At 44.2% G+C, this 24,790-nt stretch carries 23 protein-coding genes; all 23 read right to left on the bottom strand.

The features are described 5' to 3' along the window. Positions 1–234: 234 nt before the first annotated feature. The 23 genes from ABUA31_RS10410 to ABUA31_RS10300 all read right to left on the bottom strand — a co-directional run bounded on the left by ABUA31_RS10410 (position 235) and on the right by ABUA31_RS10300 (position 24,787). Positions 235–2,304: a diguanylate cyclase gene (locus ABUA31_RS10410; RefSeq protein ID WP_055280137.1), complete on the bottom strand. Its 2,070-nt coding sequence runs from the start codon at positions 2,302–2,304 to the stop codon at positions 235–237. A gap of 195 nt (positions 2,305–2,499) precedes the next feature. Then, entirely contained in the window at positions 2,500–3,627 is a 1,128-nt protein-coding gene (locus ABUA31_RS10405; protein ID WP_055222476.1) for a glycoside hydrolase family 53 protein, read from the bottom strand. Positions 3,628–3,768: 141 nt separating this feature from the next. Beyond that, complete coding sequence (locus ABUA31_RS10400) at positions 3,769–3,981, bottom strand: hypothetical protein (RefSeq protein ID WP_015534553.1); 213 nt, start codon at positions 3,979–3,981, stop codon at positions 3,769–3,771. Next, the gene (locus ABUA31_RS10395) at positions 3,954–5,795 is read right to left on the bottom strand and encodes a DUF3863 domain-containing protein (protein WP_349818612.1); all 1,842 of its coding nucleotides are present in this window, start codon (positions 5,793–5,795) and stop codon (positions 3,954–3,956) included. Before ABUA31_RS10395 ends, ABUA31_RS10400 begins: the two co-directional genes overlap by 28 nt. A gap of 210 nt (positions 5,796–6,005) precedes the next feature. Beyond that, positions 6,006–6,848, bottom strand: coding sequence for a sugar ABC transporter permease (locus ABUA31_RS10390; protein ID WP_022217052.1), 843 nt, complete (start codon positions 6,846–6,848; stop codon positions 6,006–6,008). Next, positions 6,848–8,284 (bottom strand): carbohydrate ABC transporter permease, encoded by a 1,437-nt coding sequence (locus ABUA31_RS10385; protein ID WP_055272114.1) that lies wholly within the window; start codon positions 8,282–8,284, stop codon positions 6,848–6,850. The genes ABUA31_RS10390 and ABUA31_RS10385 overlap by 1 nt, the downstream gene beginning before the upstream one ends. A gap of 104 nt (positions 8,285–8,388) precedes the next feature. Continuing rightward, positions 8,389–9,696 carry an extracellular solute-binding protein gene (locus tag ABUA31_RS10380; protein WP_015534549.1) on the bottom strand — a complete coding sequence of 436 codons (1,308 nt, stop codon included), beginning with the start codon at positions 9,694–9,696 and terminating at the stop codon, positions 8,389–8,391. Between the two features lie 512 nt (positions 9,697–10,208). Next, positions 10,209–11,219: a LacI family DNA-binding transcriptional regulator gene (locus ABUA31_RS10375; protein ID WP_022217055.1), complete on the bottom strand. Its 1,011-nt coding sequence runs from the start codon at positions 11,217–11,219 to the stop codon at positions 10,209–10,211. 187 nt (positions 11,220–11,406) lie between these two features. Then, positions 11,407–11,991: a transcriptional regulator gene (locus tag ABUA31_RS10370; RefSeq protein WP_015534548.1), complete on the bottom strand. Its 585-nt coding sequence runs from the start codon at positions 11,989–11,991 to the stop codon at positions 11,407–11,409. Positions 11,992–12,213: 222 nt separating this feature from the next. Beyond that, positions 12,214–13,134, bottom strand: a complete 921-nt coding sequence (locus tag ABUA31_RS10365; RefSeq protein ID WP_055222263.1) for a GH25 family lysozyme — start codon at positions 13,132–13,134, stop codon at positions 12,214–12,216. A gap of 1 nt (position 13,135) precedes the next feature. Further along, positions 13,136–13,561, bottom strand: a complete 426-nt coding sequence (locus ABUA31_RS10360; protein ID WP_055222264.1) for a phage holin family protein — start codon at positions 13,559–13,561, stop codon at positions 13,136–13,138. Positions 13,562–13,579: 18 nt separating this feature from the next. Next, positions 13,580–14,788: a hypothetical protein gene (locus ABUA31_RS10355; protein WP_055222265.1), complete on the bottom strand. Its 1,209-nt coding sequence runs from the start codon at positions 14,786–14,788 to the stop codon at positions 13,580–13,582. Positions 14,789–14,800: 12 nt separating this feature from the next. After that, complete coding sequence (locus tag ABUA31_RS10350) at positions 14,801–15,886, bottom strand: collagen-like domain-containing protein (RefSeq protein ID WP_055222266.1); 1,086 nt, start codon at positions 15,884–15,886, stop codon at positions 14,801–14,803. 14 nt (positions 15,887–15,900) lie between these two features. Next, positions 15,901–17,871, bottom strand: a complete 1,971-nt coding sequence (locus tag ABUA31_RS10345) for a hypothetical protein (RefSeq protein ID WP_055222267.1) — start codon at positions 17,869–17,871, stop codon at positions 15,901–15,903. 10 nt (positions 17,872–17,881) lie between these two features. Further along, complete coding sequence (locus tag ABUA31_RS10340; protein WP_055222268.1) at positions 17,882–18,250, bottom strand: DUF6711 family protein; 369 nt, start codon at positions 18,248–18,250, stop codon at positions 17,882–17,884. A 15-nt stretch (positions 18,251–18,265) separates the two neighbouring features. After that, complete coding sequence (locus tag ABUA31_RS10335; RefSeq protein WP_055222269.1) at positions 18,266–21,883, bottom strand: coiled-coil domain-containing protein; 3,618 nt, start codon at positions 21,881–21,883, stop codon at positions 18,266–18,268. A 40-nt stretch (positions 21,884–21,923) separates the two neighbouring features. Continuing rightward, a complete protein-coding gene (locus tag ABUA31_RS10330; protein WP_055222270.1) occupies positions 21,924–22,193 on the bottom strand; it encodes a hypothetical protein in 270 nt (89 codons plus the stop codon). A gap of 37 nt (positions 22,194–22,230) precedes the next feature. After that, entirely contained in the window at positions 22,231–22,698 is a 468-nt protein-coding gene (locus ABUA31_RS10325; protein ID WP_055222271.1) for a hypothetical protein, read from the bottom strand. Positions 22,699–22,783: 85 nt separating this feature from the next. Next, complete coding sequence (locus tag ABUA31_RS10320) at positions 22,784–23,206, bottom strand: phage tail tube protein (RefSeq protein WP_055222272.1); 423 nt, start codon at positions 23,204–23,206, stop codon at positions 22,784–22,786. 22 nt (positions 23,207–23,228) lie between these two features. After that, complete coding sequence (locus ABUA31_RS10315; RefSeq protein ID WP_055222273.1) at positions 23,229–23,603, bottom strand: hypothetical protein; 375 nt, start codon at positions 23,601–23,603, stop codon at positions 23,229–23,231. Continuing rightward, positions 23,600–24,127: an HK97-gp10 family putative phage morphogenesis protein gene (locus ABUA31_RS10310; protein WP_055222274.1), complete on the bottom strand. Its 528-nt coding sequence runs from the start codon at positions 24,125–24,127 to the stop codon at positions 23,600–23,602. The genes ABUA31_RS10315 and ABUA31_RS10310 overlap by 4 nt, the downstream gene beginning before the upstream one ends. 2 nt (positions 24,128–24,129) lie before the next feature. Then, positions 24,130–24,465 (bottom strand): hypothetical protein, encoded by a 336-nt coding sequence (locus tag ABUA31_RS10305; RefSeq protein ID WP_055222275.1) that lies wholly within the window; start codon positions 24,463–24,465, stop codon positions 24,130–24,132. After that, entirely contained in the window at positions 24,422–24,787 is a 366-nt protein-coding gene (locus ABUA31_RS10300) for a phage head-tail connector protein (RefSeq protein ID WP_055222276.1), read from the bottom strand. Before ABUA31_RS10300 ends, ABUA31_RS10305 begins: the two co-directional genes overlap by 44 nt. Positions 24,788–24,790 lie beyond the last annotated feature (3 nt).

Raw genomic sequence — 24,790 nt, 5'->3', positions numbered from 1 at the left:
GTGTCCACATGATATAATGAGCATTGCGACGGATGCGCTTGCGCAAGACGTCATAATGCGAATGTCCTCATTGAGCCGACAGTCGATATGATATAATGAGCGCAAGTGAGCCAACACGCTTGCATGATTGGCGAACGGCGAATTGGATCATGACAGTTAATTATAACATACCAAATGAAAATAGAGAATCAGCACATAAAACCTGATTCTCCATTTTTTGATAATTTTTTATTATTATCTGCTTACCCTTCTCTGTATCTTCTCCTGATACATGCTGTGATCCGCCTCCCTCACATACTCCTCAAGGGTTTTATCACCATCCGGGTCTGTTATAACATAACCTATACTAAACTCCAAGGCAAATGGAAGCTTCTCCTGTGTAGCTATCTCCCTGGCTTTCTCAAGGATCGCCGTCTTTCTTTCCTCAGGAGATTCCGTCTCATCATATATAGATATGGATACAAATTCATCTCCGCCGTATCGAACCGGAATACTGCTTATTCCGCCTCCACCTGCTATGGCTCTTGCGGCACTCCTTATAGCTTTGTCTCCGTACTCGTGACCATAAGTGTCATTTATATATTTGAGCTTGTCCATATCGGCAAACATTATGAGAAGTGCCCTGCCCTGACCCGCAGCCTTGTCAAATGCCTTTGCGGCGATCTGTCTCATACCTTCCCTGTTATATATCTGGGTAAGTGGATCCTTTATGGATATCGCCGTAAGCTCCTGATTGATCTGCTCTAGCCTCCATTTGTTGAACAGGTTTATCATGGCTACATTCACTTCGCTCATTACAGTTGACCAAAGCTGCTTATCCATGAGGTAATATCCATTTTCGACACAGCAGAACCCAACTGCCTTTTCTCCGAAATGAAATGGCGCAAATAAAAATATATTGCCGCCTGTCTCATCATCCAAAAGAGGAAACATACTATGGTATGTATCGTCACCGTCATCAGCTATGCCCTGCCTGTACACGATCTGCATTCTCTGAGGATAGCCTTTCACAGCAAATACATCCTCATCGTATGCTGCTGAGAGAGTCGGGCCAGCTTCCCCCATCTCCACAAGGGATCTGTCGACAACCATAACGCATTTCTTACACTCTGCCTGTGAATATGCCGTCTGTACACATGGATAAAGGCCACTGTAATCACCACATTTGCTGAGCAAATGCGTGAAGTCAAGTGTGCTCTCATCTATCTCCTCGCGTTCCACAACTCCCATTATATAATTCTTCAGGTACTGTCTGCCGTTCAGCATAGCATCCGTGCCACAGCCACAACTCTCCGTAAATATACAATTATAATCTATATAGGAGCTGGTATCCGGATTGTTTCCCGCCCATATATTCAACATGATCTCTGCAGCCGCAGCTCCGATCTTCTCACGGATCCTGCTCACCGTTGTTATGCGCGGCGTATAGTACGCTGCTTTATCAAAGTTGTCGAATCCTGTAACCTTAAAATCCTTTGGCACTGAAAGTCCAAGTGCTTCAGCTCTGTTGCACACACCCACAGCCAGGTTGTCATTTGCACAGATTATTGCATCTGGAAGGATCTTCTTCACTATCTCCCGTTCTTCCAGCCTTCTATCATCCATCTCATCATTATTCGAAGCCTCGGCATTCGGAGCAGAATCCGCAAAACTGCCACTGGTTATCTCACCGTACACCTCCGCAGGGCCGCCGTAATCAGGTCCATCCTTCTCGTGTTTTATACACGTATGTCCATGTGCTCTGAGCAGCTCCTCAAAGCCCGTCACACCGTCATTGAAACCAAAATCTCCAAACAGGACATCCTCATCATCCACAGTCAGGCCATATTCATCCATACAGTCCCTGAATGCCCGGCATCTCTCCTGAGCCTCATAGTTGTCCTTCGGTCCGGCAAGATACCACACCTTCTTCGCACCGTGTTTCTCTATCATATGCCGAGTCATGTCATACATGGCATCATAATTGTCTATACCCACAAAATGCAGACCGTCAAAAGCAGTCTCGAGGCTTATAGCCGGAACTCCGCTCTTCCTTATCCTGTCCAGCAGTTCCGCCGTGACTTCCGGATATTTGATATTGTTGACAGATATTATGATCCCATCAAAGTCTGTCAGCTCCGGCAGATTATATATATTGTATTCTCCATAGCTGTAACCGTCGTCCCTGTTCCAATTGCCATTGCTGTTGAATATGTACAAATTCACATCAGCCCTGGCCTCCTTTATCTTCTGCATAAATCCCAGCGGCCAGGCGTAGGTGAAATACCTCTTCCAGCCATCCATGAACAATGCTACTTTTTTCATACCTTACCTCCTGATCAATCAGAACAACCCGTCCTGTCCCCCATCTGTAAATTTGCCAAATATATTAAAAGGGCGCATCTGTATATATTATACACAGACCCGCCCAACCAAAACATATCCAAATGTATCAAAAATATGTACTTTACTATCAGAAACCACGGGGACGGAGGGGACAGACACCTCCGTCCCCATAATTCACTTAAGTGGATAGTCGCTGTGCAGCGGCTTGTAATCACGTATAGTCTTAAGTGCCGGCAGAGCATGTCCGTCATAATCAAAAAGTGCCTGATTTGCCCATTCATTTCCGCATGGTCCAGACTCCTCTATATATGACAGAGCACCTTCCGTAGCCCAGCCGCTTCCCGGTACTGGTATCCAGCCTGCCTCCCAATAATAAAAGCCATCACCACCAGGAACATCATCTATCAGTTTCATTATGTCGTTCATAAATTCCGCCTGTCCCTCAGGTGTCATAGAGTAGTCAAGATTCTCCACCAGTGAAGGTTTTGTGGCATAGCCCTTTCTATCGTCAGGCCCCAGTTTCTCATAGTCAGCATAGTCCTCCATGGTAAATCCCATGGAAACCTCAGCAATAACTATCTTTTTGCCATATCTATCCGCCATATCCCGCATATTTGCCTCCAGCTCCTTCATGGTTCCATGCCAGAACGGATAATACGACATTCCAATTATATCAAAATTTTCTCCTCTTTCCATGTAGTTATCAAACCAGTCCACATACATAGGATTGTTGCCGCCATTGTCGAGATGTATCATGACCGGAATATCAGAGTCAACCGATCTGACCGCCCTTATTCCTGCGCTCACAAACTTCGCGATATTGTCATACTCCGGCTTCTGTCCCAGCGGCCACATCAGTCCGTTTGTAAGCTCGTTTCCAACCTGAACAAGCTGAGGTAAAACGCCCGCATCTTTCATCTCTAAAAGAGTCTCCCTTGTGTAGTCGTACACAGCCTGCTCAAGCTGATCCGCATCCATGCCTCTCCACGCCTTGGGCACCCTCTGCTTGCCCGGGTCAGCCCAGAAATCACTGTAGTGATAATCAAGCAGAATGCTCATTCCATGATCCATAGCGCGCTTCGCGAGTTTCTTGTATACCTCAAGGTCATTTGTGCCCGCACCATAAGGTACGCCGTCCTCCGTGTACGGATCATTCCACAGACGAAGTCTCACAGAATTCACACCATAGTTCTTAAGTATGTCAAATATATCTCCCTGCACACCATTGTCATAATATTTCGCACCCAGCTCTTCAACCTCGGCAACAGCGGAGAGATCCACGCCCTTTATATAATCTGCCATATTTTTGTCTCCTTCACCTGCATTTATTTTACTACCTGTTATAACCAAGAACAGCCGCCGAAGAAAAATGTTCTGCATACCCCTGATGTACCAGTTCATCTTCATCTGTCGGCGGCCTTCTATCAAGATGACATCTGTCACCTAGTCGTCAAATGTAATCCTGTCATACATTCTTCCATATTTTATTCTGATGAGCTCGTTCTTTGCCAGAACGTCCTCCTCTGGTCCAACATACTGACAACGGATACAGTAGTATTCCTTCTTGTCCTTATCATAGAACATATCTATATCCAGATCTCTCATAAAACACATTGGACATCTGTAATTTAATTTGCCTTTTCCAGACTGAGCCATGTTGAAAATACCTCCTTATCCTTAAGTGTCTTTGTATAACCAAGAGTGAACATTGGCGAGAACGCATATCCCTCTTTGAAATATCCTGTTGCGTCACTGCCTGATGCTCCCATGGCAGCCTTTGTCTCGATCGCAGGTATAACTGCTGACACCTCATCGGCGCCTGCGAGATCCTCTTCTCTGCACTTGTACTCATATGTGAGTGACTTGCTCTCTGAAGCATTCTTTGCTGTGAGAGTGATTCCTGTCATGTCCTCTGGGTACTCTGTTGTACCGTAGCATGCCACCATGTACTCATTGATCTCAACCTCTGCATCAGGGTTGCTCATCTCGAGGATAGTTCTTTCATGTCTTATCTTGGATGAACCCTCCTCAAAATATATCTTTGTCTGAAGTTTAACTGTCAGATCGTAGAACTCGATGTCAACCGGGTCAAGTGTAAGGATTCTTGTGCTTCCCTCCTGCGAGAATGTTGCCTTTGTTCTGCACAGACAGAGGTCGACCTCTTCACCCTTGTAGCTGATCTTGGCACTTCTTACAGTACCCTCTCCAGCATAGTGTGTGAAATATCCTGCTCTGTACTTCTCCTGGATCAGGAATGGATATGAAGCATCCTGAACATGTGGAGTTCCGATACCTACAGGCCAGTTGAGCTTTGCAGCGTATGGTCTGAGGTCAACGATCGCACCGCCCTGATCCATGTTGATCTGGGCTCTCATGTATGGATCGCAGTACCAGAATATCTGCTTGTCTGATCCGTACAGTATATCCTTCCAAAGAGCACACTCAGGCTCCTCGTATGTCTTGTTCTCTCTGTAGAAGTCAGCAAATTCAGCCATTGTCATGTCAATACATTTGCCTTCCTTCTTCAGGTCGCCATAATACTTCATTCCATCCTCGTAGCTCTTCTTGAGCAGCTCGTATGGAGCCTCCCAGCGTCCCATCTTATTCAGCCAGCCCGGTCCAACGAACATCATGTTGTATGAATATCCATTGTTGAACTTAGCCAGATGACGATACTGGTCGATAAGGTTGTACAGATATGGGTACTCCCATGTCTTGCTGTCATAGATCATTCCACGGAGAACGTTCTGTGGATGTGTACCAAAGTTAGAACCATTTCCATCGTAACATGCCAGCAGATCTCTTGAAAGATGAGGGATAGCGACGATTCCGCTGTCCTCAGCCTCATTTGCTGCAGGTGCATGTGTGTTCTGCTTTGAAGGTATCCATGGATTCCATGGGCCGCCATCAAACAGTGTGTACCATGAGTTGTTACATGTGTGGTAAGCCTTAGGGCCCTCCTCCCAGCATGTTGCAACTGCACACTTGACTGATGGGTACTTCTCCTTGATGTAGTTTGTGAGCTCGGCGTCCATGTAGTATGAACCAGTTGATTCAGGGTAGAAGCCAAATATATCATGGAACTTTCCAAATACGTCATCAACGATATTCTTCTTGTCCTCCATTGAGAACATCCAGATACAGAAGTCCTTGGTCTTGTACTTCTCTCTGAACTCTGTGCAAGGAAGTCCGAGAAGTGAGAGCGCTATCTCATCTCCGTACTTCTCGTGGTGCTCCTTTGCCAGTGACACAGCCTCCTCATTGAAAAGACTGGCATATGTCATCTGAATAGTAGTCTTGAGTCCGTTCTTGTGAGCTGTCTCCTGCTGGAACTTGAATATGTCCAGTGACTCTGTGAGGAGAGCTTTTCTTCCGATATCCTCTGCCTGACCATGGCCTGTAACCTTCTCGGCATACTCAGGAACCATCTCAGGACGATGGATAATGTTTACAATAAATGTATTCTCCATATCTTAAATCTCCTATTTCATATATGTTGTAACCTTTTGATCTAAAGATGATCGTCCCCTAACAAGTGACAATATCTTCATTTTTCATCCTGTCAGCCCTATTTTAGGGCTAATTATAGCAGGCATCCACACCACCATCCATATGTGGTCCATCCGGTACGCAGACACCTGCCCAAAATAAATTTTCTCATTTCTCTCAGACCGTCCGCCTTAACCCTTTACAGAACCGCCAGTTACACCCTCTACATAGTACTTCTGCATGATGACGAACAGTATTGAGATAGGGATAGCTACCACGATACCGCCGGCACAGAATACTGAGAAGTATTTGTTGACAAGTGATTTTTCAAGCATATTGTAAAGACCTATAGCTACTGTCCAGTCCTTCGAAACTCCTGAGTTGAGCATAAGCTTTGCGAATACAAAATCGCCCCAAGGTATAAGGAAAGAACTGATTACCTGATACACTACTATTGGCTTACACAGAGGAAGAATTACCTTCGTAAATATCTTTGCCTCCGAAGCGCCCTCAAGTCTGGCAGCCTCCTTAAGTGACATTGGTATTGTGTCCATGAATCCCTTCATGATGAGGAATCCAAGTCCCGATCCCGCTGAGTAAACTATGATCATACCGAAATGGCTGTTTGTAAGTCCCAGCATCTTCAGGATAAAGTAAATTGCTATCATGAGAAGTGGGCCAGGGAACATATTGAGTATCAGCGACGCACTCATGATCTGTTTTCTGCCGTTGAATCTCATACAACTCATCGCATAGCTGACCATAATTACAAATATAGTAGAGATGATACATGTAAATACTGCAATGATAAGTGTATTCTTGAACCATGACACATACTGCACAACCGAATCAGGTCTTGTGAGCAGCTGAACAAAGTTGTCCATAGACCAGCTAGTTGGGAAGAAATGCGCTGTGTTGATTCCCTTATATCCGCTGAATGAGGTGACAACCAGCCAGATGATCGGAACCAGCCAGATAACCGCGAGGACAAGTAATACGATATGTTTAACGATCGAACCTATTGTTTTCTTCATTACTGGTACTCCTCCTCTTTATCTCCTGAGATCATTCTTGAGAATGATATAAGTGTAAATGCTGCACATATGATAAATACTATGATACCGATAACAGATGCCATCTTGTAGTCGTAGTATTCATTTGTAAGTCTGAACAACCATGTAACAAGAAGGTCAACTTCCTTTGCATGCGAATTGGCAAGCGCCTGATTCTGTGTGACGAATACATCCTGTGTGAGCAGGTAGATTACGTTGAAGTTGTTGATATTCTTTACAAAGTCTGTTATAAGTGCCGGGCCCTGAATGAACAGGATATATGGCATTGTGATCTTCCAGAACACCTGGAAATTTGTTGCTCCATCAATCTTTGCACTCTCGATCTGATCTGTAGGTATATTCATCAGAACACCTGTTGCGATCAGCATCTGGTATGGAACACCGACCCAGATATTGATGAGAATGATCATTACCTTTGCCCAGTGAGGATCGGTCAGGAACGGTATATATGTAAGATGTTCACCGACAAGTCCTACATGCTTAAGCATGTCTGTGATACCAATATTTGAGCAGATAGTGTTCACAATACCGGAATCAGCGAAGAAGTTTCTAACCAAAAGCAGTGTTACGAACTGCGGAACTGCTATTGATATGATGAAAAGTGTTCTCCACATCTTTGGCAGCTTGGTTGTCTTGGAATTGATCGCCTTGGCAAGAAGGATACCGCCTATGAATGTGGTAAATGTTGCCATGACCGCCCATACAAGTGTCCAGCCAAGAACCTTTCTGAATGAATATCCAAATGTGACTGTCATGCTGTTTGAAAACAGGCTTGCGAAGTTCTTGAAGCCCACCCATGTAAACAGTGAGTTTGGTGGAAGGTGCTGCTGGTCATAATTGGTAAATGCCACCGCTATAAGAATAAGTATCGGCAGAATATTCATTATGACTACACCAATTGTCGGAAGTGTGAGAAGTGTTATGTGAAACTTCTCGTTGAAGAGTGACTTCATATCTTCCTTGAATGTATTTATATGTTCTCCATTTTCCTTCATCTGCTGAAGCTTGTACACTGTCTTGATATTGTGAATGTAGAAAAGCACGAATATAAGTATGATGAACAACGCAACCACCGAATTGAGAAGGATCTGGAAAGAATTGTCGTAATTATTAGTGGTTGTCTGCATGGTGAGTGGATCAAATACCTGCTCAAACTTTACAGTTCCAAGAGTTCCAAATTTGGCAAGGTTTGGTGCCGCATAGCCTACGCACATCAACACAAACGCAGCCTCAACGATGAGCATGATCAAACCATTGACGATCTGCTTTCTTGCGAAGTAACCTGCACCCATGATAACCGCTGAGAGCTTAACCCATATATCACCTTTTGCAAAAGCAACACCAAAATTCTTGAAGTATCTTCCTATGGCTTTAAAGAATCCTGATATTTTCTTCATGAAAAAGCTCCTCTCTTTTTAAAATGCCCCACATGCCACGAATGACATATGAGGCATTCTCATTATAACCTATAAATATTATTCAAAGTACTTCTTAATTGAGATTACTCCTGTGATACAGGTGCTTCAATTCCTTCTACAGCATTGTCGAGAAGCTTCTGAAGATCTGTTCCGTCCGGATTACCCTGGGCAAGGATTGAACCAAGTGTCTCAGCTGGTGTCCAGTAGTTGCCGCCTACACGCTGTGGTGTTGCATATGCTGCCTGAGCTGCAAGAGCTGATATAGCTGGATCAGCCTTAACTTCTTCTGACTCTGAAGCGTTGATGTTTGAAGGACCAAGGCCTCTCTGCTTAAATCTTGTAACCTGTGTATCCTCTGATGTAAGATACTCAGCAAGAAGCATTGACCAGCCTACGTTCTTTGAATGTGGGTTTACACCTACAAGCTTGCATCCTGAGAATGAAGCCATCTGAACCTGCTTGCCTGCAACTGTGTATGTAGGAAGCTTAGCTGCTGCATAGTTCTCGCCCCATGCTGCCTGAGCGTCTGCCGCTCTCCATGTTCCGTTAACTGCTGCACAGATCGTACCCTCAGCGATTGCTGTTGCCTGTGTAGGATCATCCATATCTACAAATGCGCCAGTCTTAAAGAGATCAAGAATTGCCTGAGCTACGTCTGTACCGCCTGCCTGATTCCAAGTACATGTATTTGTAAGTCCGTCATCGTTAAGTGTAAGGTCAAGACCTGCACCCTGGAAGAATGAGTATACATACCAGGCATCTGATACGTTCATAGCAATCTTCTTATTTGCCTTCTTTGCTGCCTCGATCATAGCATCCAGTGACTGAACATCATCCTCTGTGAATACTGATGAATCATAGAACATGAAGTATCCGTTATCTGCTGTCATTGGATATGCATATAATGTTCCATCAACAGAAGCTGCCTCAACAGAAGCTGCTACATTCTCGTTTGCAACATCAAAAGTATATGTAGCCTGTACCGGCTGAAGTGCTCCAGCCTTAACCAGCTCATTGATCTGATCATCAGCAAATGCGAATACATCAGGAGCAGCCTCAACGTCTACCAGGATATCATCCTTTGTCTTTGACTCTGACTCGGCTCCGAGTGTGATGTTGAAGTCAACATCTGAATACTTTTTCTTGAATTCTTCAATAACCTGTGTTGTGAGATCCTGATCTTCCTCAGAAGCCCATACCGAAAGATCTACAGTTCCTGTTGTTGCATCAATTAAGTTCTGAATCGCATCATCTGATGCTGCAGCCTGTGTTGTGCTGTCGCCAGCAGCTGCTGTTGTTCCTTCGTCCTTTGAATCTGCGTTGCCACATCCCGCAAGGCATCCTGCCATCATCGCAGCAACAAGTGTTAATGATAAAACTTTCTTTCTCATTCTTATGTCCTCCTCTTTAAATAAATAATAAGAAAATTAGTTGCCCTTATTGTTTCCCGTGCGCAATCGGTTGTTCTTTATGGTTATATATTATCAGTTCTGTTTATTGTTGTCAACTACTAATTCATATAACTTTTAAAATAAAAAAATATACATTTTGCACAAGCCGCTTCATTCGGAAACGTTTCCATGTTCGTTATATTTTGCGCACCCGTTTGCGTTGCACACTATATATGGTAATATTTGTTAATCATCCGCAATCCCATATGTGAGATTTTCATGTTTCATTTCCTTTTCTAGCCATTATTACACTCATTTAGGCCGTTTTTTCATTACTTTCCTCTTTGTTACACCATAGAATATTGCTATAACAGCAATATTCTATGGTGTATTTTCATGCCCGTCGCGCATCATTTTTTTGCGCATATTGCGCATATTCTGGCCCTTTTCACATAAAAACAGGGCGTCAGCCAAACACTGACGCCCCTCTAGGAAGGATATATAACTATGAATTACTTCGTTGACTCTTTTAATCTGAGTTCATAACCCAGATGTGTCTTCTTCTTAACTTCGTTGCCCTCTATAAAATCCACCAGCAGTTTACATGCCACCATTCCAAGCTCACGCGGATCAAACTGGAGCGATGTGATCGCAGGCTGGTAATTGTTCAGAAGTGAGCTGTTGTAGAATGACGCAACTCTCACATCAGTTGGCACCTTTATGCCCTTCTTATCCAGTATATTAAGTACATTCTGGCATATTCCATCATCCATACACAGTATGCATTCTGCTTTCTGCTTCATTATCTCTTCAATGGCATGTTCACATAATACGGAATTATCTATATCAAAGTATACCAGGCTGTTATCTACCGGTACCTCCATATCCTCCATCGCATCAAGATATCCTCTATACCTGTTGAGGGTTACCACATGATTCTTATTGCCACCCATGAGGGCTACCTTAGTCATTCCTTTGGCAAGCAGTATAGATGTAAGCTCACGGCATGCACTTCTGTGATCATGATCAACCTGGACAACATTGTCATCATCCATACTTCCAACCACAACAAATGGTATCTTTTTTTCCTTGAGATATTCTGCCGGGGCATCATTCACAAGAGTTCTTCCAAGTACAACCCCATCCACCTTATGATTCTCAACAATTCTCTCCAACTGGCTCATATCATCCGGTGACACTGTACACACAAGCACATCATAATCCACTGGCGCAGCCATCTCCAGCAATCCCATCAGGCACTTCTGAAAGAACGGCAGATCCACCACGCTGTAGTCGCTCGGCATGACCCATCCTATATTATAGGATTTTGACTGTGCCAGCCCCTTCGCTATAACGCTTGGCTTATAATTATGCTCCTCTATATACTCGAGAACTCTCCGCCTTGTCTCGGCACCGATCCTTCCCTTTCCGGAAATCGCTCTCGATACTGTAGTCTTAGATATATTTAACGCCTCAGCCACATCAGAAATGGTCATCTTCTGGCCTGACTCTTTTGTCTCCATGTTCAAGTCTCCTTTTGTTCAGCACATATCTCCGCATTTGCGCAACGCTCCATGCGCAATCGGTTGCCCTTGATATTATCATAGCTTTTTTTGTGCACAAGTCAAGATTTTTTTGATTTTTACCATGTCAAGTTGGATATTTTGTCAAAAAGAACAAAGATATTTTTTTTATTTGTGCAATTATATCTTACTTTGATGCCCACAGATCCCTGAGAGCCTGCTGCAAATAAGAGAAATCCACAGATGGCACATCCTGATTCAGTCTGCCCTCTTTCCTGCACACATCATATAATCTTATTCCAAGAGATGCCACATCCCGTCTGTCCTCCGCAGGCAGACTTGCATACAGCATGTCAAATTCAACCAGAGCTTTAAGGTCACCTGACCAACCCGATGCAAGCCAGGCTATATCAGCCGTCTTGTCATCTCCAAGTGCTTTAACGCTCTCAACCAGTTGACTATATTTACTGTTGACAGTTCCATTCTTCATACCCTGCCAGTGAAAAAGTGCAGTCTCAGACACACCGAGAACACTAGCTATAGCCGGAATGTGCCGCGCTGTCGGAAGCCTCTCCTCATTCTCCCACTTGTAATATATCCCTTCTGTTATCTTATGATTCTCCGGCAGGAGCTCATTTATCTCCGCAACCATATACTTTACCGTATACTTCGAAGATCTGCTGTTTTTGCGGATATCCCGCATATTGAAGCCTATCGTATCTACCATTTCTGTAGAATCCGACGCCCCCTTTTTTGTTCTCCTTCTATTCATCTCTCTCCTCCATTGTATACATTTATACATATTGTTTATTTTATAATTAATATATTGATATGTCAAAATATCTCAAAATGGCTTAAATACGTTACTTTTTGAAGGTACTTCGTGTAATAACATATCATGGCAAATCAATTTTTTGCCCCTAAATTGCCCCTAAATTGCCCCTAAATTGCCCCTAAAAAAAGCCCACCATATTGCTATGATGGGCTCTCTGTTCTACTTCAAAATCTCATTGACTTTGTTCTGGATTATAGTTGGATTATACCCCGCTGCCTTAAGCCTATTGATACGCTCCTGTCCGTTGCCCCACTTGCCTATGATGACTTCATGAGCAACTGCATTGATGATCTTGTCCTCTGACATCTGTGAAGCCTTGACGAGCTTGTTGACTGCTGCCTGTACCTTATTGTAATCATATCCAGCCTTTGTGAGTCTATTCTTACGATCAGTACCGTTGCCCCACTTGCCCGCCAGCACCTCTTTAGCCAGTGTGTTGACGCTCTTCTTTACCGGCTTAATAGTGACAATCTTCACAGCCTTAGTAGCCAGCTTGTGCCATGATGCTGCACTTATGTATGCTTTGTTGAGGTCAAGGTTGCCATTGTAGCCTGAGAGCTTGCCAACAGATGTATACTGCCTGATCAAGCAATTATATTTTCCTTCGTTCCATGGGTGCTCCTGGTATCCAGTCTCAACATAATCTGGGTACTGAGCGACCCACAGGCCAAAACCAGTTTTCTTCACTGCATCCATAGCGCTCTTCTGGATGTATATCAGTGGCTTAATGCCTGTCTTTTTCTGCACATAACTGCACCACTGCAAGCACCATTCCAGATCCTTGACACCAAACAGATGGTTGTCCTTGGCTTCCCAATCCAGAATAAGTACCGCCTTGCCGATATACTTCTTTACATACGCAAGGAAGTGGTCAGCCTCTTTCTGTGGATCTCCGCCATTTGCATAGTGGTATACTCCCAGAAGTTTTTTTCTACTCAAAACTTTATCACAATGCGCTGCAAAGTATCTGTTCTTATAGTCTGTTCCCTCGGTTGCCTTAACGATGCAAAAATCGTATGGCACTTTAGCAAGGTCTATTCCAGCATCCCCCTGCCATGCACTGATGTCTATTCCATTCATATTATTCCCCACCTTTCTCTTCGCTCTTTGAGGTTAATATATCTATTGCTTTATTGATTACCTTAGGAAGCGGTACACCCATGAGACCAGCGTTCTCCACAATACTGATCGTCTCATTTACAATAAATCCTATTATCACCGCATCCCGGATATAGTTTGACCCTATCGCCAGATCGAGCCTATAGGCTATCAATACAAACAAAAGGGACATGCCCTTACGACATAATCCCTTCCATCCTGCCTTGCTCTCTAAGGCTCCTGACGTTGTTTTCTTACTGTTGTGAAAAACTCCAGCCACCACCAAGCCACTCACATAGTCTATGGCCATGAACATGACCAGTGTTGCCAGCCCTGCATCCCATCCACCAAACAGGGATGCTATCACACCGCCTATTGCTCCGGCGGTTGTACATATTGCATTTTTCATACTTTCTATCCTCCTAAATTAAGATGTCAATTTATCGCCTGTCAGCCATGTTCCAGAGAGTGATATCTCATCATTTGCTGCAAGTTTCACTGTAGTACCCATCATGCAGATGTTTCCGTCAGGCCCCACGATTCCTGTAACCGGCGGTCCCTGCTGACCGGATGATACAGCTACGATCGATACCGGCCTGAAACCAGTCGGGACGGATGCAACACCTACAGTTCCGGTCCTACCAACAGCGTATGACTTCTTGACCTTACATGACATGTACATCTGCACAACATTGCCGATACGTCTGAGGTTTCTGTTTGTTATATTAGATGCATTTGTGCTGTTAACCGTTATTGCACCGGATATACCTGTGCCATCAAGTGCCATTCCAATGCCGCTGTCAAGATAAGATGAGCTACCTGTTTTCCTGTTTGTACCGGTTGAATAGTCGCTATCTGTTGTCCTCGTAAACGCAAGAGCATTTCCATACATACTATTGTATGCCGCTATTGCCCAGGTCGAATTTAAGGTTGGAAGCGATATGAGCGGGTAATAGTTGTTGTCAAGAATGGTATCGCCAGCATTAAATACCGCATTATCCCTTGCGGTCAGCCAAGTGGATGCTAAGATTGAGTCTATTACCTTAAAAAGTGACGCTCCCACATCTCCTCTGACTGTCAGTGACGACTCGCCAGAGTTATCACCGATGATAGTATTCTTTCCAAGCCATACCACGCCTGCCTTAGCTGCGCTCACCGAACTGTCATTCGTTATGTATATACCATCGCTTCCGATCACAAGCTGCTGCTTCAGTCCAGCGATACCTACAATGATGTTGCCATCCTTGAATGTTATATACTTTGAATAGTTGTCCGGATCCGCTTCGTCAACGTTTATAAGTTTCTCCCAGAATAGCTTCAATTCATTCCCTGACTTCTCAACTGACAGAGCCTTGTTGTAAGCTGCCTTTGCCGCTTCATAGCTGCTTGACTTAGATACATCTGAATATGACACAGAACCATCACTCAATATTGTCTGATCTACAAAGTACAAAGTATTGGTAGATCCACTGGTGTAGCTTGGCTCAGTTGTAACCCATTTCCCACCGGGAGGATTTGCCGTTGGCTTAGCTGGTGCTGTAGCCGTGGATGACTGAAGTAGATAATATCTTGTTACACTCTTGACATCCTTGACATTAAATATGGTTATTTCTGCCTTGGCTTTGATTGTAGCCATAGAAACACCCCCTTACGCTTCAAGCTGACATGTTATAGCCAGTGAGTTAGGTACATCTCCTGCACCCACCGCATAAGTATTTGAAGACTTCTGGTATACTCCGCCTGCATACCACTTGACTGTACCTATCCCAGATACTACTCCTGTTGAAGAAATAGTTTGTTCAGCACTGCCCTTGAATACATGTGCTGTAAGTACCGTAGAACCGGTGTTATTCTTAAAGATGATTCCGGCACTTGATGTAATTGTTAATGTCAGTGCATCCGCTCCTGCATTGCCCTGAGGGCCCTGTGGGCCTGTTGCTCCTGTTGCGCCTTTCTCACCCTGAGGGCCAGTTTCTCCAGTTGCGCCTTTATCACCCTTGGCGCCCGTTTCGCCTTTGATTCTTGCCCATGTATAAGCCCCTACTGTTGCCGGGTCTGCTGGGTTATAATCAGTGCATGTGCCGATATACATTCCAACATCTTCTCCTGAGTTGGATGTGAATGTCTTACCTCCATCGTTTGAATACTTCACATGAAAATATGGTGTCTTGCCGTTTGTTCCTGGAGTTCCCGGAGTGCCATTTGTGCCATCCTTAACAGTCTGAGTATGTGTGCCGTCCTTATCAGTGATAGTGATTGTTGTTACACCATTAGCCTTTGTGACAGATACAGTTGGTGATACCCCCTGCGGGCCCTGAGGTCCCTGTACTCCCTGATCACCTTTATCGCCTTTAGCTCCTGTTGCTCCTGTCTTCGCTACGGCAAACGAGAACTTCTTGTTGATCGTTACCCCATCAACAACAACTGGGATAGTTGCCTCGCATGCAGTTGTCAGCTTCGCCGTCAGAGTAAATGTGATTGTGACTTTTGAAGTTCCACTGTTACTTACCGCAGCTGTCACTCCTGTTGGGCAAACTATTGCCTTGGCATCTACTGTAACAACGGAACACATGTTATTACCACAATATGCTGCCGCATCTGTTGTGCATTTAGAACCGGCCGCAGCTCCCTGCGTGTCCCCAAGGAATGTGTATGCTTCGCTTGACAACACTACGTTGTAAGCATCTGATACATCAAGTACAGTAACCTGATCTGCTGCTTTTATTGTTGCCATATATATAATCCTCCTTAATCTGTTATAAGTTCACACATGAAAGTTACTTTTGTGTCCACGTCATCTGGTGAAAGGGTAAAAGAAAATCCGTCGTTACCCATTCTTGAATCGGCGGATGATATTATTCCATATTCTTCTTCATCAAGTTTCTGCCATTTCCACTGGATGTAGGCTGAACTTCCATACACTTCATGTAACTTATCTATTTCTGTTATCCTGTCTTTTCCGTGGTATATCACCACAGACAAGACTGTTGATACTGCATTATTTTTAAATACGGTTCCTCTTGATGATTCTATCCTCAGGAGTGTGGTTATCTCATCTCTGACATTATCAACATCCTGTTTTATGTCACTTATAACGTTTTCTATGTTCTGTTTGCCAAGGGTGAATTTATCTGCTGATATAGCAAGATGTGATTCTCCCTTATTATCCACATAGAACATTATGAAATTGTCAGAATCACCAATGTTTATCTGGCCATCACTTCCGAGATATGTTCCCCGGGATGTATTACTCATACTCTCTTTTGCGCCAGAGTATAAACCACCATCCGCTATGTGCCAGCCGCCTATTGTTGCTCCAAATGCCACAAGATCATCAACAGCTATCTTAGTTGCCGTGATAGACTTGGCTCTGATCACACCGCCATCAAGGCTGTTGTAATCCGTCTGCTCTTTCTCTACTGTGTTACCATCAGTATTCAGTTTGTAATACAGACCATCTTCACCCTTGATGACGAGCTTATCCGCTATGACTGTACCACCCTTGATACTGTCTCCCAGGATAGTCACACCAACGAGTGTTCCTGTGACCTTCTGATCACCGACCACAACATCTTCAATCAATCCCGACTTGGCGAAAAACTGCTCCAGAGCTGCCTTACCTATATTTGCAAAATCTATCTGTGCATACTTGATAGCCGCATCTTTCGCATCCAGCTTATCTGCGTACAAACGCCTGTATACCTGCTGCACATAGTTCTCGGTTGGGCTTACATATGTCGCTTCACTGAGTTCTGTACTGCCATATGATCCGATAGCCGTTATAAGCCCGCCGTCATAACTGAAATCCAAGCTCATGACCGGCACCGGATATGCTTTGCCATCTCTGCTCAATACCTGTACTATATCTCCAAGCTCAAGTCTCATATCACCCGCAAAACTGCATGTCGTTGGATGATAGCTCATATCCTTCAGCTTTGCATACAGGCCGTCAAGAATCTCCTGTGTCATCAGGAAGTTGCTTGTTGCTATTCCTGTAAGCCCCTGTCCTGATTTTATTGTGCTGTTCTCATCAACAGCACATGAGATATACCCAACCTGAAACATGTTCTCTTGCACAACAACATCATCAAACGACCTGTTAAGCCCTACCGAATAATCCGTTGTCGTGTACCACCTGAAATCAAGCACTCCGTTCCTGTCAAATGTCGCAAACTTACCAGTAAGGCCGGCTATGAACCCAACTGCCTGTCTGTATGTGTAGCCATCAAAGTTTTTTGATATGTTGATTCCTGACGGAGCATTCTTCATTCTGATGCCTGTCAATGTCTCTATCTCTGCACATACCTCCGATATATCACAAGGATATAAGAGATTAGACAGATAATATCCTGACATCTTGTAAGCCATCCTGTCGTATGCCGTGAATGTGATCCTGCCATCATCAACAGTAGGTTTCTGGGCCATGAAGTATCCCATCTTGACATACTCTATACTGTCATCATCAAGCATGAGGCCTATCTCAAGCAGAAATTCCTTGCCGGTCAGACTTATATCCGGCTGTATCATTGTGATATCAAGCTGCGTGGAACTGGCGCACCCTATCTCTAAGGTGCTTGTTCCAGTTCCGGCTATACACTTCATATCAACACTGACAAAACCGGATTCTATGACAGTGTCATCACATGTTATACGTGCTCTGAAGGTTCTGCCATCGCCCATTATTCTATTGCCAAAGTTATCTGATACTTTCGTGTACATCCGATATCTCCTACTTCTCTATCAGGTCAACTCCAACCCCTGTATACCTGTACATTCCATCACGTATGTCATATACCGGGTATGTCGGAGTGCCTGCATACATCCTCTTTGTTACATATTGCTTTGTTCGTGGATCCTTGAATTTAACATCAAAAAAAGAATCATAGATTGCACTCTCTATAAGTGCTATCTGTGATTCTGTGAGGTAATTCCACTTAATCTTCAATGTCATCTTTCTGGCCACGATATCACCGAACATTTCTCCATCCGAGACTCGCCCAGTGTTCTTGCTCCAGATCTTCTCTGGCGCATAAGTGAGACCACCATTGATCGCTGGATCTGGCATGTCCACTCCATTTATAACAAGCTCTGCTGCCACAGTCTCACTCCTTTCCTATACCAATATTGGATTCTTGCCTGTCTGGATGGTCCTGTCGTTGATGTCCTTTATAACAACATCTGTAACCTGTTTGCCGCCGACATATACATTTATCACAGGTGTGTTTCCACCTGACTTGCCGCCACCGCTGTTCGCCGCTGTGACCGCCCTGTATACACCAGCTTCAATACCTTCGACTATCTGAGCATTATTCGCAACCGCTGTCTTACCATTGCTGAACTTACCAACAAGCTCTCCGTGGTTCGCCATGAACAAGCCGTCCTCCGGGAAACCGCCAGTCGCAAATGTGGATATATGTCCAACATTAAAACCAATTGTAGTTCCATCGAATAATGTCTTATATTTTCCGTGAATAATATCATAATAACGGATAGGATTAATCTTCCAACTCAGCTTGTTAAGATTGTCGATAATGTAAGTATTTATCCATCCAATAACCGTATTTATGGCTGATCTGAAACCGTTTTTTAGTGCCTGCGCAGAAGTAGCTGCTACGATTGTGAACCTTACAGTCTTATTCTTCCACTGTGCCGCTCTATTGTTCCACCACGTTTTTATGCTCTGAATCGTTGTCACGGAATTAACGCTAAACTTTGATATCTTATTTTTCCACTGTGCCGATCTATTGTTCCACCACGTTTTTATGTTCTGAATCGTTGTCACGGAATTAACGCTAAACTTTGATATCTTATCCTTCCACTGATCCGCCCTGTCCTTCCACCATTGTCTTATAGCCGCTGGTGTAGTTGCTACAGTGGCAGTCAATATAGCGGTTTTATCTTTCCAGTCCTGCAGCTTATCTGTTGCCCAGCCTTTTATCTTACCAACAGTTTCCTCATCAAGCGCCGCTGACAACTTTGCTGCTATAGGCAGTGACTTGTTTTCTGAGTCTCCCCACAGGCTCTTTATCGATTCCCAAATATCTGACAAAGTATTCTTCAACTTGAGACCAACCTCAAGTGCTGTATCCTTGAGTTTAGCCCATACATCTTTGATACCTTCCCATATCTTCTGTGCCTGATCTGACCAGTCTGTGCTCTTGATCTGATTGATAATAGCATCCCAGATAGCAAGTACCAATTTGTAAAATGCGCCTGCAACACTGATGACAGCCTTGATAGCACCTGTAATGATTCCTATCCAGTCTACCGATGTTATTGCATCGACAAGATCTGTACCAATAGAATCCCAGTCCACTTCATCGAAGAATGTCGATATACTGTTCAGTACACCCTTTACACCCTCACCGAAGGTCTTACCACCCTCCTTAAAGTCTATCGCTCCAAAGAAGTTATTAACTGTCTTGCTTGCACTCTCCCCGGCTTTCTTCCAATCAAACGTCTTGGCAAAGCCAAAGCCTGTATCTATGACATTCTGAACCGCTGTACCAAGCGTATCTCCAGCCAGCGACCAATCTGTAGTGGACAGCGTGCTGTTTAGTGTTTCCGCAAGGGACTCTCCCCACTTCTTAAAATCAAACTTCTTCTGGAATGTATTGATTGCTCCCAGAATTGTGTTGATTCCATTACCAAGTGTGGATCCTACAAGATTCCAGTCTGTCTCCTCAACTGCTCCATTTAAAAAGTCGGCTATCTTCTCGGCTATGCTGTTGCACTTCTTCTGGACACTGCTCCAATCAATAGATCCTAAAGCACTGTTTATCTTGTCTCCAAGGGCCTTTCCAACAGCTTCCCAGTTGCCACTCTTGATAGAATCTGCAAGGCTGCTTGATATATCAACCTTTGTGGTTTTCCAGTTGCCTGTATTCAGTCCGTTTCCGGAGCTGCCGCTTCCGGAGCTTCCACTGTTATCATCCAGCTTGGTGATCTCGTCAAACCCCAGCAGCACATTCTGCAGTTTCTTTGCACTTGCCGCCGACTGGTCAAGGCTTGCCGAATAATCTTTCTGAGTATATACAGCCTTTTCAAATGTTGTTTGACCTGTAAGGTATGCAAAGAACTCAGCTAGCTTGTTGAATGCATCAGCCACAGTGTTCACTATACTTGTAAGTATTGGTGTTATATAGCTGAGTAGCGGCTGAAATGCTGATAATATGCTACTTTTCAGATAGGTAAATGATGATGCCAGCAGTGACAGATCATTGTTCACAACTGCCGATTGCTTCGCAAAGCTCTGCAAGGTCTCACCCATGCCACTCATAAGCTGCATAAACAGCATTGAGAGCACCATAGACTTCACCATTCTGGCAGTCTGTGTAAACTTAGAGCTTAATCCTGACAGCTTATCTTTAAGTGATGATAATCCTCTTCCTATCAGTGTTGTATTCTCATAAAGAGAGAGCAGTCTGTGCCCAGCATTGCCCGCCGCAGTTCCAAAGTTTCTTATGTGGGACACACCATTTTGGAACCTATGAATCAGTGATGCAGTAGCATTACCGACATTCTTGACAGTAGATGCAAGTCTGCCAAAAAAGCCAGTAGATGTATTCTGAGATGTATTCTGCAAAGCGGCACTGAGCTGTGATATGCGTTCCTGTGCCTGCTGTATAGAATCCCTTGTCTGCTGCATATTTGCCTGAAGCATTTCCTGCTTACCGCTTAAACTTGCTGACTGTGCCGATGCCGTACTATATGCGTTCTGAAGTGATCTCAGTTTATTCTCCTGCTGAGTAATAATAGAGTTCATTCTCTGAAGCCCCTGTGTGCTTCCAAAGTTTCTGCTTTCGGCACTGACTCCTTCCATGGCTGTTTCCAACTTCTCAAGTCTTCCCCATGCCTGTTCACTTGATGTATCCAGTTCATTCATCTTTTTAGTCATGTCTTCCATGGACATGAACGAATTACCAACATCTATGATGTCATAAGGAGACTGCTTGAGTCTCTCCATGGCATTGAATAACTCGTTGGCTGATATTTTATTTTCATCAAGTGTAGTCTTGAGTCTGACCATCTCTGCATTTATGCTGTCGTCAATATTCAGCTCAGACATTATTGAGGACATCGCCTCATAATCTCTTTTTAAACCATCAAGTCTTGTTTGCTGTGCCTGTATATCATTACTGGTTTTCTGAACCTTCTGATTCTGTATATCGTACTTCTGATTCACTGCGTCCAGCTTTATCCTGTACCCATTGAGGGTATTCTGCAACTTCTGGAGCTTGGCCTGTTCCGCATCAAGAGCTTTCTGTGCCTTTTCCTGTGTTGCATCACCGGGATTTCTCGAAACCTTATACGATCTCGTCTCACCGCCATTGTTTGTATTCCCACCCCAATTAGCTGTTGGCCTTGAGTTGAATACATCCTGCATAGTTTCTTTGACTTTTTTCCATCCGGTCGTTATTTTGGCCGTTTCAGCAGTGCTCTGCTTTGATACAGTCTGCATCTTGGAATTTATCTCACCAACCGCCTTGCCTGTTCCGCTAACAGTCTTCGTAACCTCTGACATCTGCTTGTTATATGCAGCACTCTGCTCTGTGAGCGTCCTGAGGTCTTTTGACATATCCTTGATAGGCTGCGTTATCTCATCCAAGGCACTTGCTATGTCCATGGTCTGTGCTTCAGTTCCCTTGAGAGTTTCGGTAATATCTGAAAGAGCTTTCTTCAGCTCATTGGTGTCAGCAGTAAACTTGACGGATATCTCCTCTATTGTCATATTCTGTCCCACCTCCTTCCTTTTCGTATTTCTTCATGATTTATTTTTTGCTCTTATCCACATGCCTGTACATTATTGCCTTGTACTTCTCAAGCTCTGCCTGTCTCTTTTCTTCCTCGTTCCAGTATGGGAATATATCTGATACATTTATATCTCCATCATTCTTCCATACCCACATGGATATAAGCTCAGCCTGCCTGAATGCTATGTTGGCTTCGTGCTGGTGCTTCCTGCGTTCCCGCTCGTTGTAAACCTTTATCATTTCAACAAGCTCACCCCAGGTATAATCCAATGCCTCAAAGAGGCCCACACCGGCTATCCTTGCTTCAAAGAGAAGCCTATCTATATCATAAGGGAGTGCTGTCTGACTTATCTTCGGAATCGCCCGCCGTTGGGGTCTGTCCATTATCCTTCTGCAGCTTCTCTACCCTTTCCTCAAGGCTGTCAAACATAGTCTTATATGTTGTATTGATGCTGTTCACAACACTGTTTGCCTGATCCTTCTTGATGATTCCAGAATTGACTGCAATGTCGGTAAGGACCTTTGCAAAGTCCTCAGCTCCGCTTCTGCCGTTCTCAACAAGCAGATCGTAAAACTCCTCTCCATCTGTGATCTCGTTGTCATTGTCCTTGTAACCCAGAGCTATGCCAAGAATATCAACCGCTCTGTCTATATCATCTACTGCACCCATAAGAGTTGCCAGCATGTTCTCTTCGTACTTCTCCTTGAGAATCTTCTGACCACCTGCTGTAAGTCTCAAGTGAAACTTCTTCTCTGCTCCATCTACCTTGAGTTTGATTTCCAATGTCTGCATATCTGCTTTACCTCCTAAAAAGGCAGGGAGACCATGCCCCCTGCCTGTGATGTATTATTTCATATTGTTGTATTACAAAAATGGATTATGCTTCTACCGGATCCGTAACCTCCCACTCACCCTGAAGGTTTACAACTGCCTTTGCCTTAATGAGGTTGTTGACCTCGGCACCGGTAACTGTCGTTGTAACATATCCCTTATTCTTGAATACTGTCTTGTCAGGGAATGTGACCTCAACATCAACTATAGCCCCAGCATCCTCAAGGCCCTTGAGTATACGATAGTCTGAGGTTGTTGCTCCATTGTCATAGAGATACTCTACCTCCCAGCTATCGTTCTCCTGCACACCTGGAACACTTTTCTTTGACTTATCCTTGAAGCATGTAGCATCAAGTGATGAAGGTGTTCCTCCAATGTCTCCTATCTTTGTTGCATAATTAAGGGCTGTCTTGCCTATCTTGATATCAAGACCTATTGAGGCAAGTCCCTGCTTTGGTGTATCTGCCATTGTTTTATACCATCCTTTCTGCTTATGAAATAAGCCTGTTTGTTCTTGTGTCTACTTTGCTGCTATATCTGAGAGTCTTTCTGCAATATCCGCTGGCATCAACATTATCTCCATCGTCATCTGGACTTTCGTAGTCCCTGTTGAATCCAAGATCCACCATCTTCTCATCAACCTTCAGCATGATATCTATACATTCATCCAGAGTGGTTGCCCATATGTCTATCTGAAAACCCAGATTATCAACAACGCTGTGCATACCTGTGCCAGTATTGGTTATCTGTATAAATGTGATCAATGGAACATCTCCAATGGACTTGGGGTAGCTCATTTTCACCTTAAGTCCATCGTGATCTATACTCTCAAGCAACTCTCGGATCTGTCCTCTTGCATCTATCATCTGGTGATCTTACTCTCCATTCTTACTGCCGATTTCAGTCTTTCTACTATGTGCTCCTCATTGTTCTTCATTGCCGGGTAAAGGTATGGCTGTGGTTCCTGTCCTCTGGTAAGATATCCTATAACCTCACCATCCTTCTTTATAGGTATGAAGTGATACTTCTCAGCCTGAGCCTTATCTATCTTGTCAACAGGTATCATCCATGGTGTCTGCCTGTATCTGAGGTCTATACCCTCAACCTTAAGGCCTGCCGCCTGTCCAACAGGTCCGGTCCCAAACTCCACATATGCTGCATAACTCGCATTGTTGTATACCTCACCAGCAATCTTATCTTCTGTCTCAGTTACCCTTGTCTGTATCTTCTCTCTGAGATATCCACCATCAACAGGGGCAAGTGATCTAGCTTCTCCTGCTATGCGGTCGGCTTCCTGCTCCACAATCTGTTTCACATTGCCATCTATCCCATTAGAAAGTTTATCCAGGGCACTTATGAGCGTATCCAGTCCTTTGATTTCAATAGGCATATCTACTTCACCCTTTCTATGATGACAAGGCGATAAGAGGGATAAGGTTTGATGGATTCCACGTTGTACATGTTATCGCCCACCTTCACCCGGTCTTTTTCTTTCAGGCTGATATCATCATCGAACACGCATCCCTGAAGCATCTCATTGACACGCTCACCATACTCAGCTACTTCAACCTCTGAAGATATAGGACTCCACAGGATTCCCTCAAGTATTCCAGATGGCTCCGTCTCATATACATATGTTTCGTTACCATACCTACCCTCACGTACAGAATAGCGATATATCCCGCTATTCTGTCTCTTCTGTGCTATCTTTCTTCTTATGCTTGACATATACCCTCCTGTATCTCTTGAGGCTGTCCAGGACCTTATCAACCTGTGTATCAAAGCTCTCTCCTGTGAGATATGTAGTATTCTCGGACACAACGCCCTCTGAATAGCTCTCAGACTTTATGTGCTTGTCAGCCTGGTCTCTCTCATAGAGTATAGCTGCGATCTCGACCGCCTTTGAGGCAAAGGCTTCATCAAACTGCTTCACATTCAGAAACAGAACTATCTCATCCTTCGCCTCTTCCAGATAATCGGTAAGGATCTCATCGCTTATATCCTTATCAGAGCCTATCTTCCTCTTAAGCCTTGCCAGTGAATCCATCATGTA

The sequence above is a fragment of the Coprococcus sp. RTP31081st1_H1_RTP31081_211007 genome (assembly GCF_040227275.1).
In the GTDB taxonomy this organism is placed as follows: domain Bacteria; phylum Bacillota; class Clostridia; order Lachnospirales; family Lachnospiraceae; genus Coprococcus; species Coprococcus aceti.
The sequence above is the reverse complement of the archived record's forward strand: the minus strand, read 5'-3'. Positions and strand labels throughout refer to the sequence as shown.

Bases quoted from the DNA above. Each gene is read 5' to 3' on its own strand.
- ABUA31_RS10375 (WP_022217055.1), bottom strand. From the start codon at position 11,219: ATGGAGACAAAAGAGTCAGGCCAGAAGATGACCATTTCTGATGTGGCT.
- ABUA31_RS10385 (WP_055272114.1), bottom strand. From the start codon at position 8,284: ATGAAGAAAATATCAGGATTCTTTAAAGCCATAGGAAGATACTTCAAG.
- ABUA31_RS10410 (WP_055280137.1), bottom strand. From the start codon at position 2,304: ATGAAAAAAGTAGCATTGTTCATGGATGGCTGGAAGAGGTATTTCACC.
- ABUA31_RS10365 (WP_055222263.1), bottom strand. From the start codon at position 13,134: ATGAATGGAATAGACATCAGTGCATGGCAGGGGGATGCTGGAATAGAC.
- ABUA31_RS10370 (WP_015534548.1), bottom strand. From the start codon at position 11,991: ATGAATAGAAGGAGAACAAAAAAGGGGGCGTCGGATTCTACAGAAATG.
- ABUA31_RS10345 (WP_055222267.1), bottom strand. From the start codon at position 17,871: ATGTACACGAAAGTATCAGATAACTTTGGCAATAGAATAATGGGCGAT.
- ABUA31_RS10305 (WP_055222275.1), bottom strand. From the start codon at position 24,465: ATGTCAAGCATAAGAAGAAAGATAGCACAGAAGAGACAGAATAGCGGG.
- ABUA31_RS10315 (WP_055222273.1), bottom strand. From the start codon at position 23,603: ATGATAGATGCAAGAGGACAGATCCGAGAGTTGCTTGAGAGTATAGAT.
- ABUA31_RS10390 (WP_022217052.1), bottom strand. From the start codon at position 6,848: ATGAAGAAAACAATAGGTTCGATCGTTAAACATATCGTATTACTTGTC.
- ABUA31_RS10380 (WP_015534549.1), bottom strand. From the start codon at position 9,696: ATGAGAAAGAAAGTTTTATCATTAACACTTGTTGCTGCGATGATGGCA.
- ABUA31_RS10395 (WP_349818612.1), bottom strand. From the start codon at position 5,795: ATGGAGAATACATTTATTGTAAACATTATCCATCGTCCTGAGATGGTT.
- ABUA31_RS10355 (WP_055222265.1), bottom strand. From the start codon at position 14,788: ATGGCTACAATCAAAGCCAAGGCAGAAATAACCATATTTAATGTCAAG.
- ABUA31_RS10405 (WP_055222476.1), bottom strand. From the start codon at position 3,627: ATGGCAGATTATATAAAGGGCGTGGATCTCTCCGCTGTTGCCGAGGTT.
- ABUA31_RS10400 (WP_015534553.1), bottom strand. From the start codon at position 3,981: ATGGCTCAGTCTGGAAAAGGCAAATTAAATTACAGATGTCCAATGTGT.
- ABUA31_RS10335 (WP_055222269.1), bottom strand. From the start codon at position 21,883: ATGACAATAGAGGAGATATCCGTCAAGTTTACTGCTGACACCAATGAG.
- ABUA31_RS10310 (WP_055222274.1), bottom strand. From the start codon at position 24,127: ATGCCTATTGAAATCAAAGGACTGGATACGCTCATAAGTGCCCTGGAT.
- ABUA31_RS10360 (WP_055222264.1), bottom strand. From the start codon at position 13,561: ATGAAAAATGCAATATGTACAACCGCCGGAGCAATAGGCGGTGTGATA.
- ABUA31_RS10300 (WP_055222276.1), bottom strand. From the start codon at position 24,787: ATGATGGATTCACTGGCAAGGCTTAAGAGGAAGATAGGCTCTGATAAG.
- ABUA31_RS10325 (WP_055222271.1), bottom strand. From the start codon at position 22,698: ATGCAGACATTGGAAATCAAACTCAAGGTAGATGGAGCAGAGAAGAAG.
- ABUA31_RS10320 (WP_055222272.1), bottom strand. From the start codon at position 23,206: ATGGCAGATACACCAAAGCAGGGACTTGCCTCAATAGGTCTTGATATC.
- ABUA31_RS10350 (WP_055222266.1), bottom strand. From the start codon at position 15,886: ATGGCAACAATAAAAGCAGCAGATCAGGTTACTGTACTTGATGTATCA.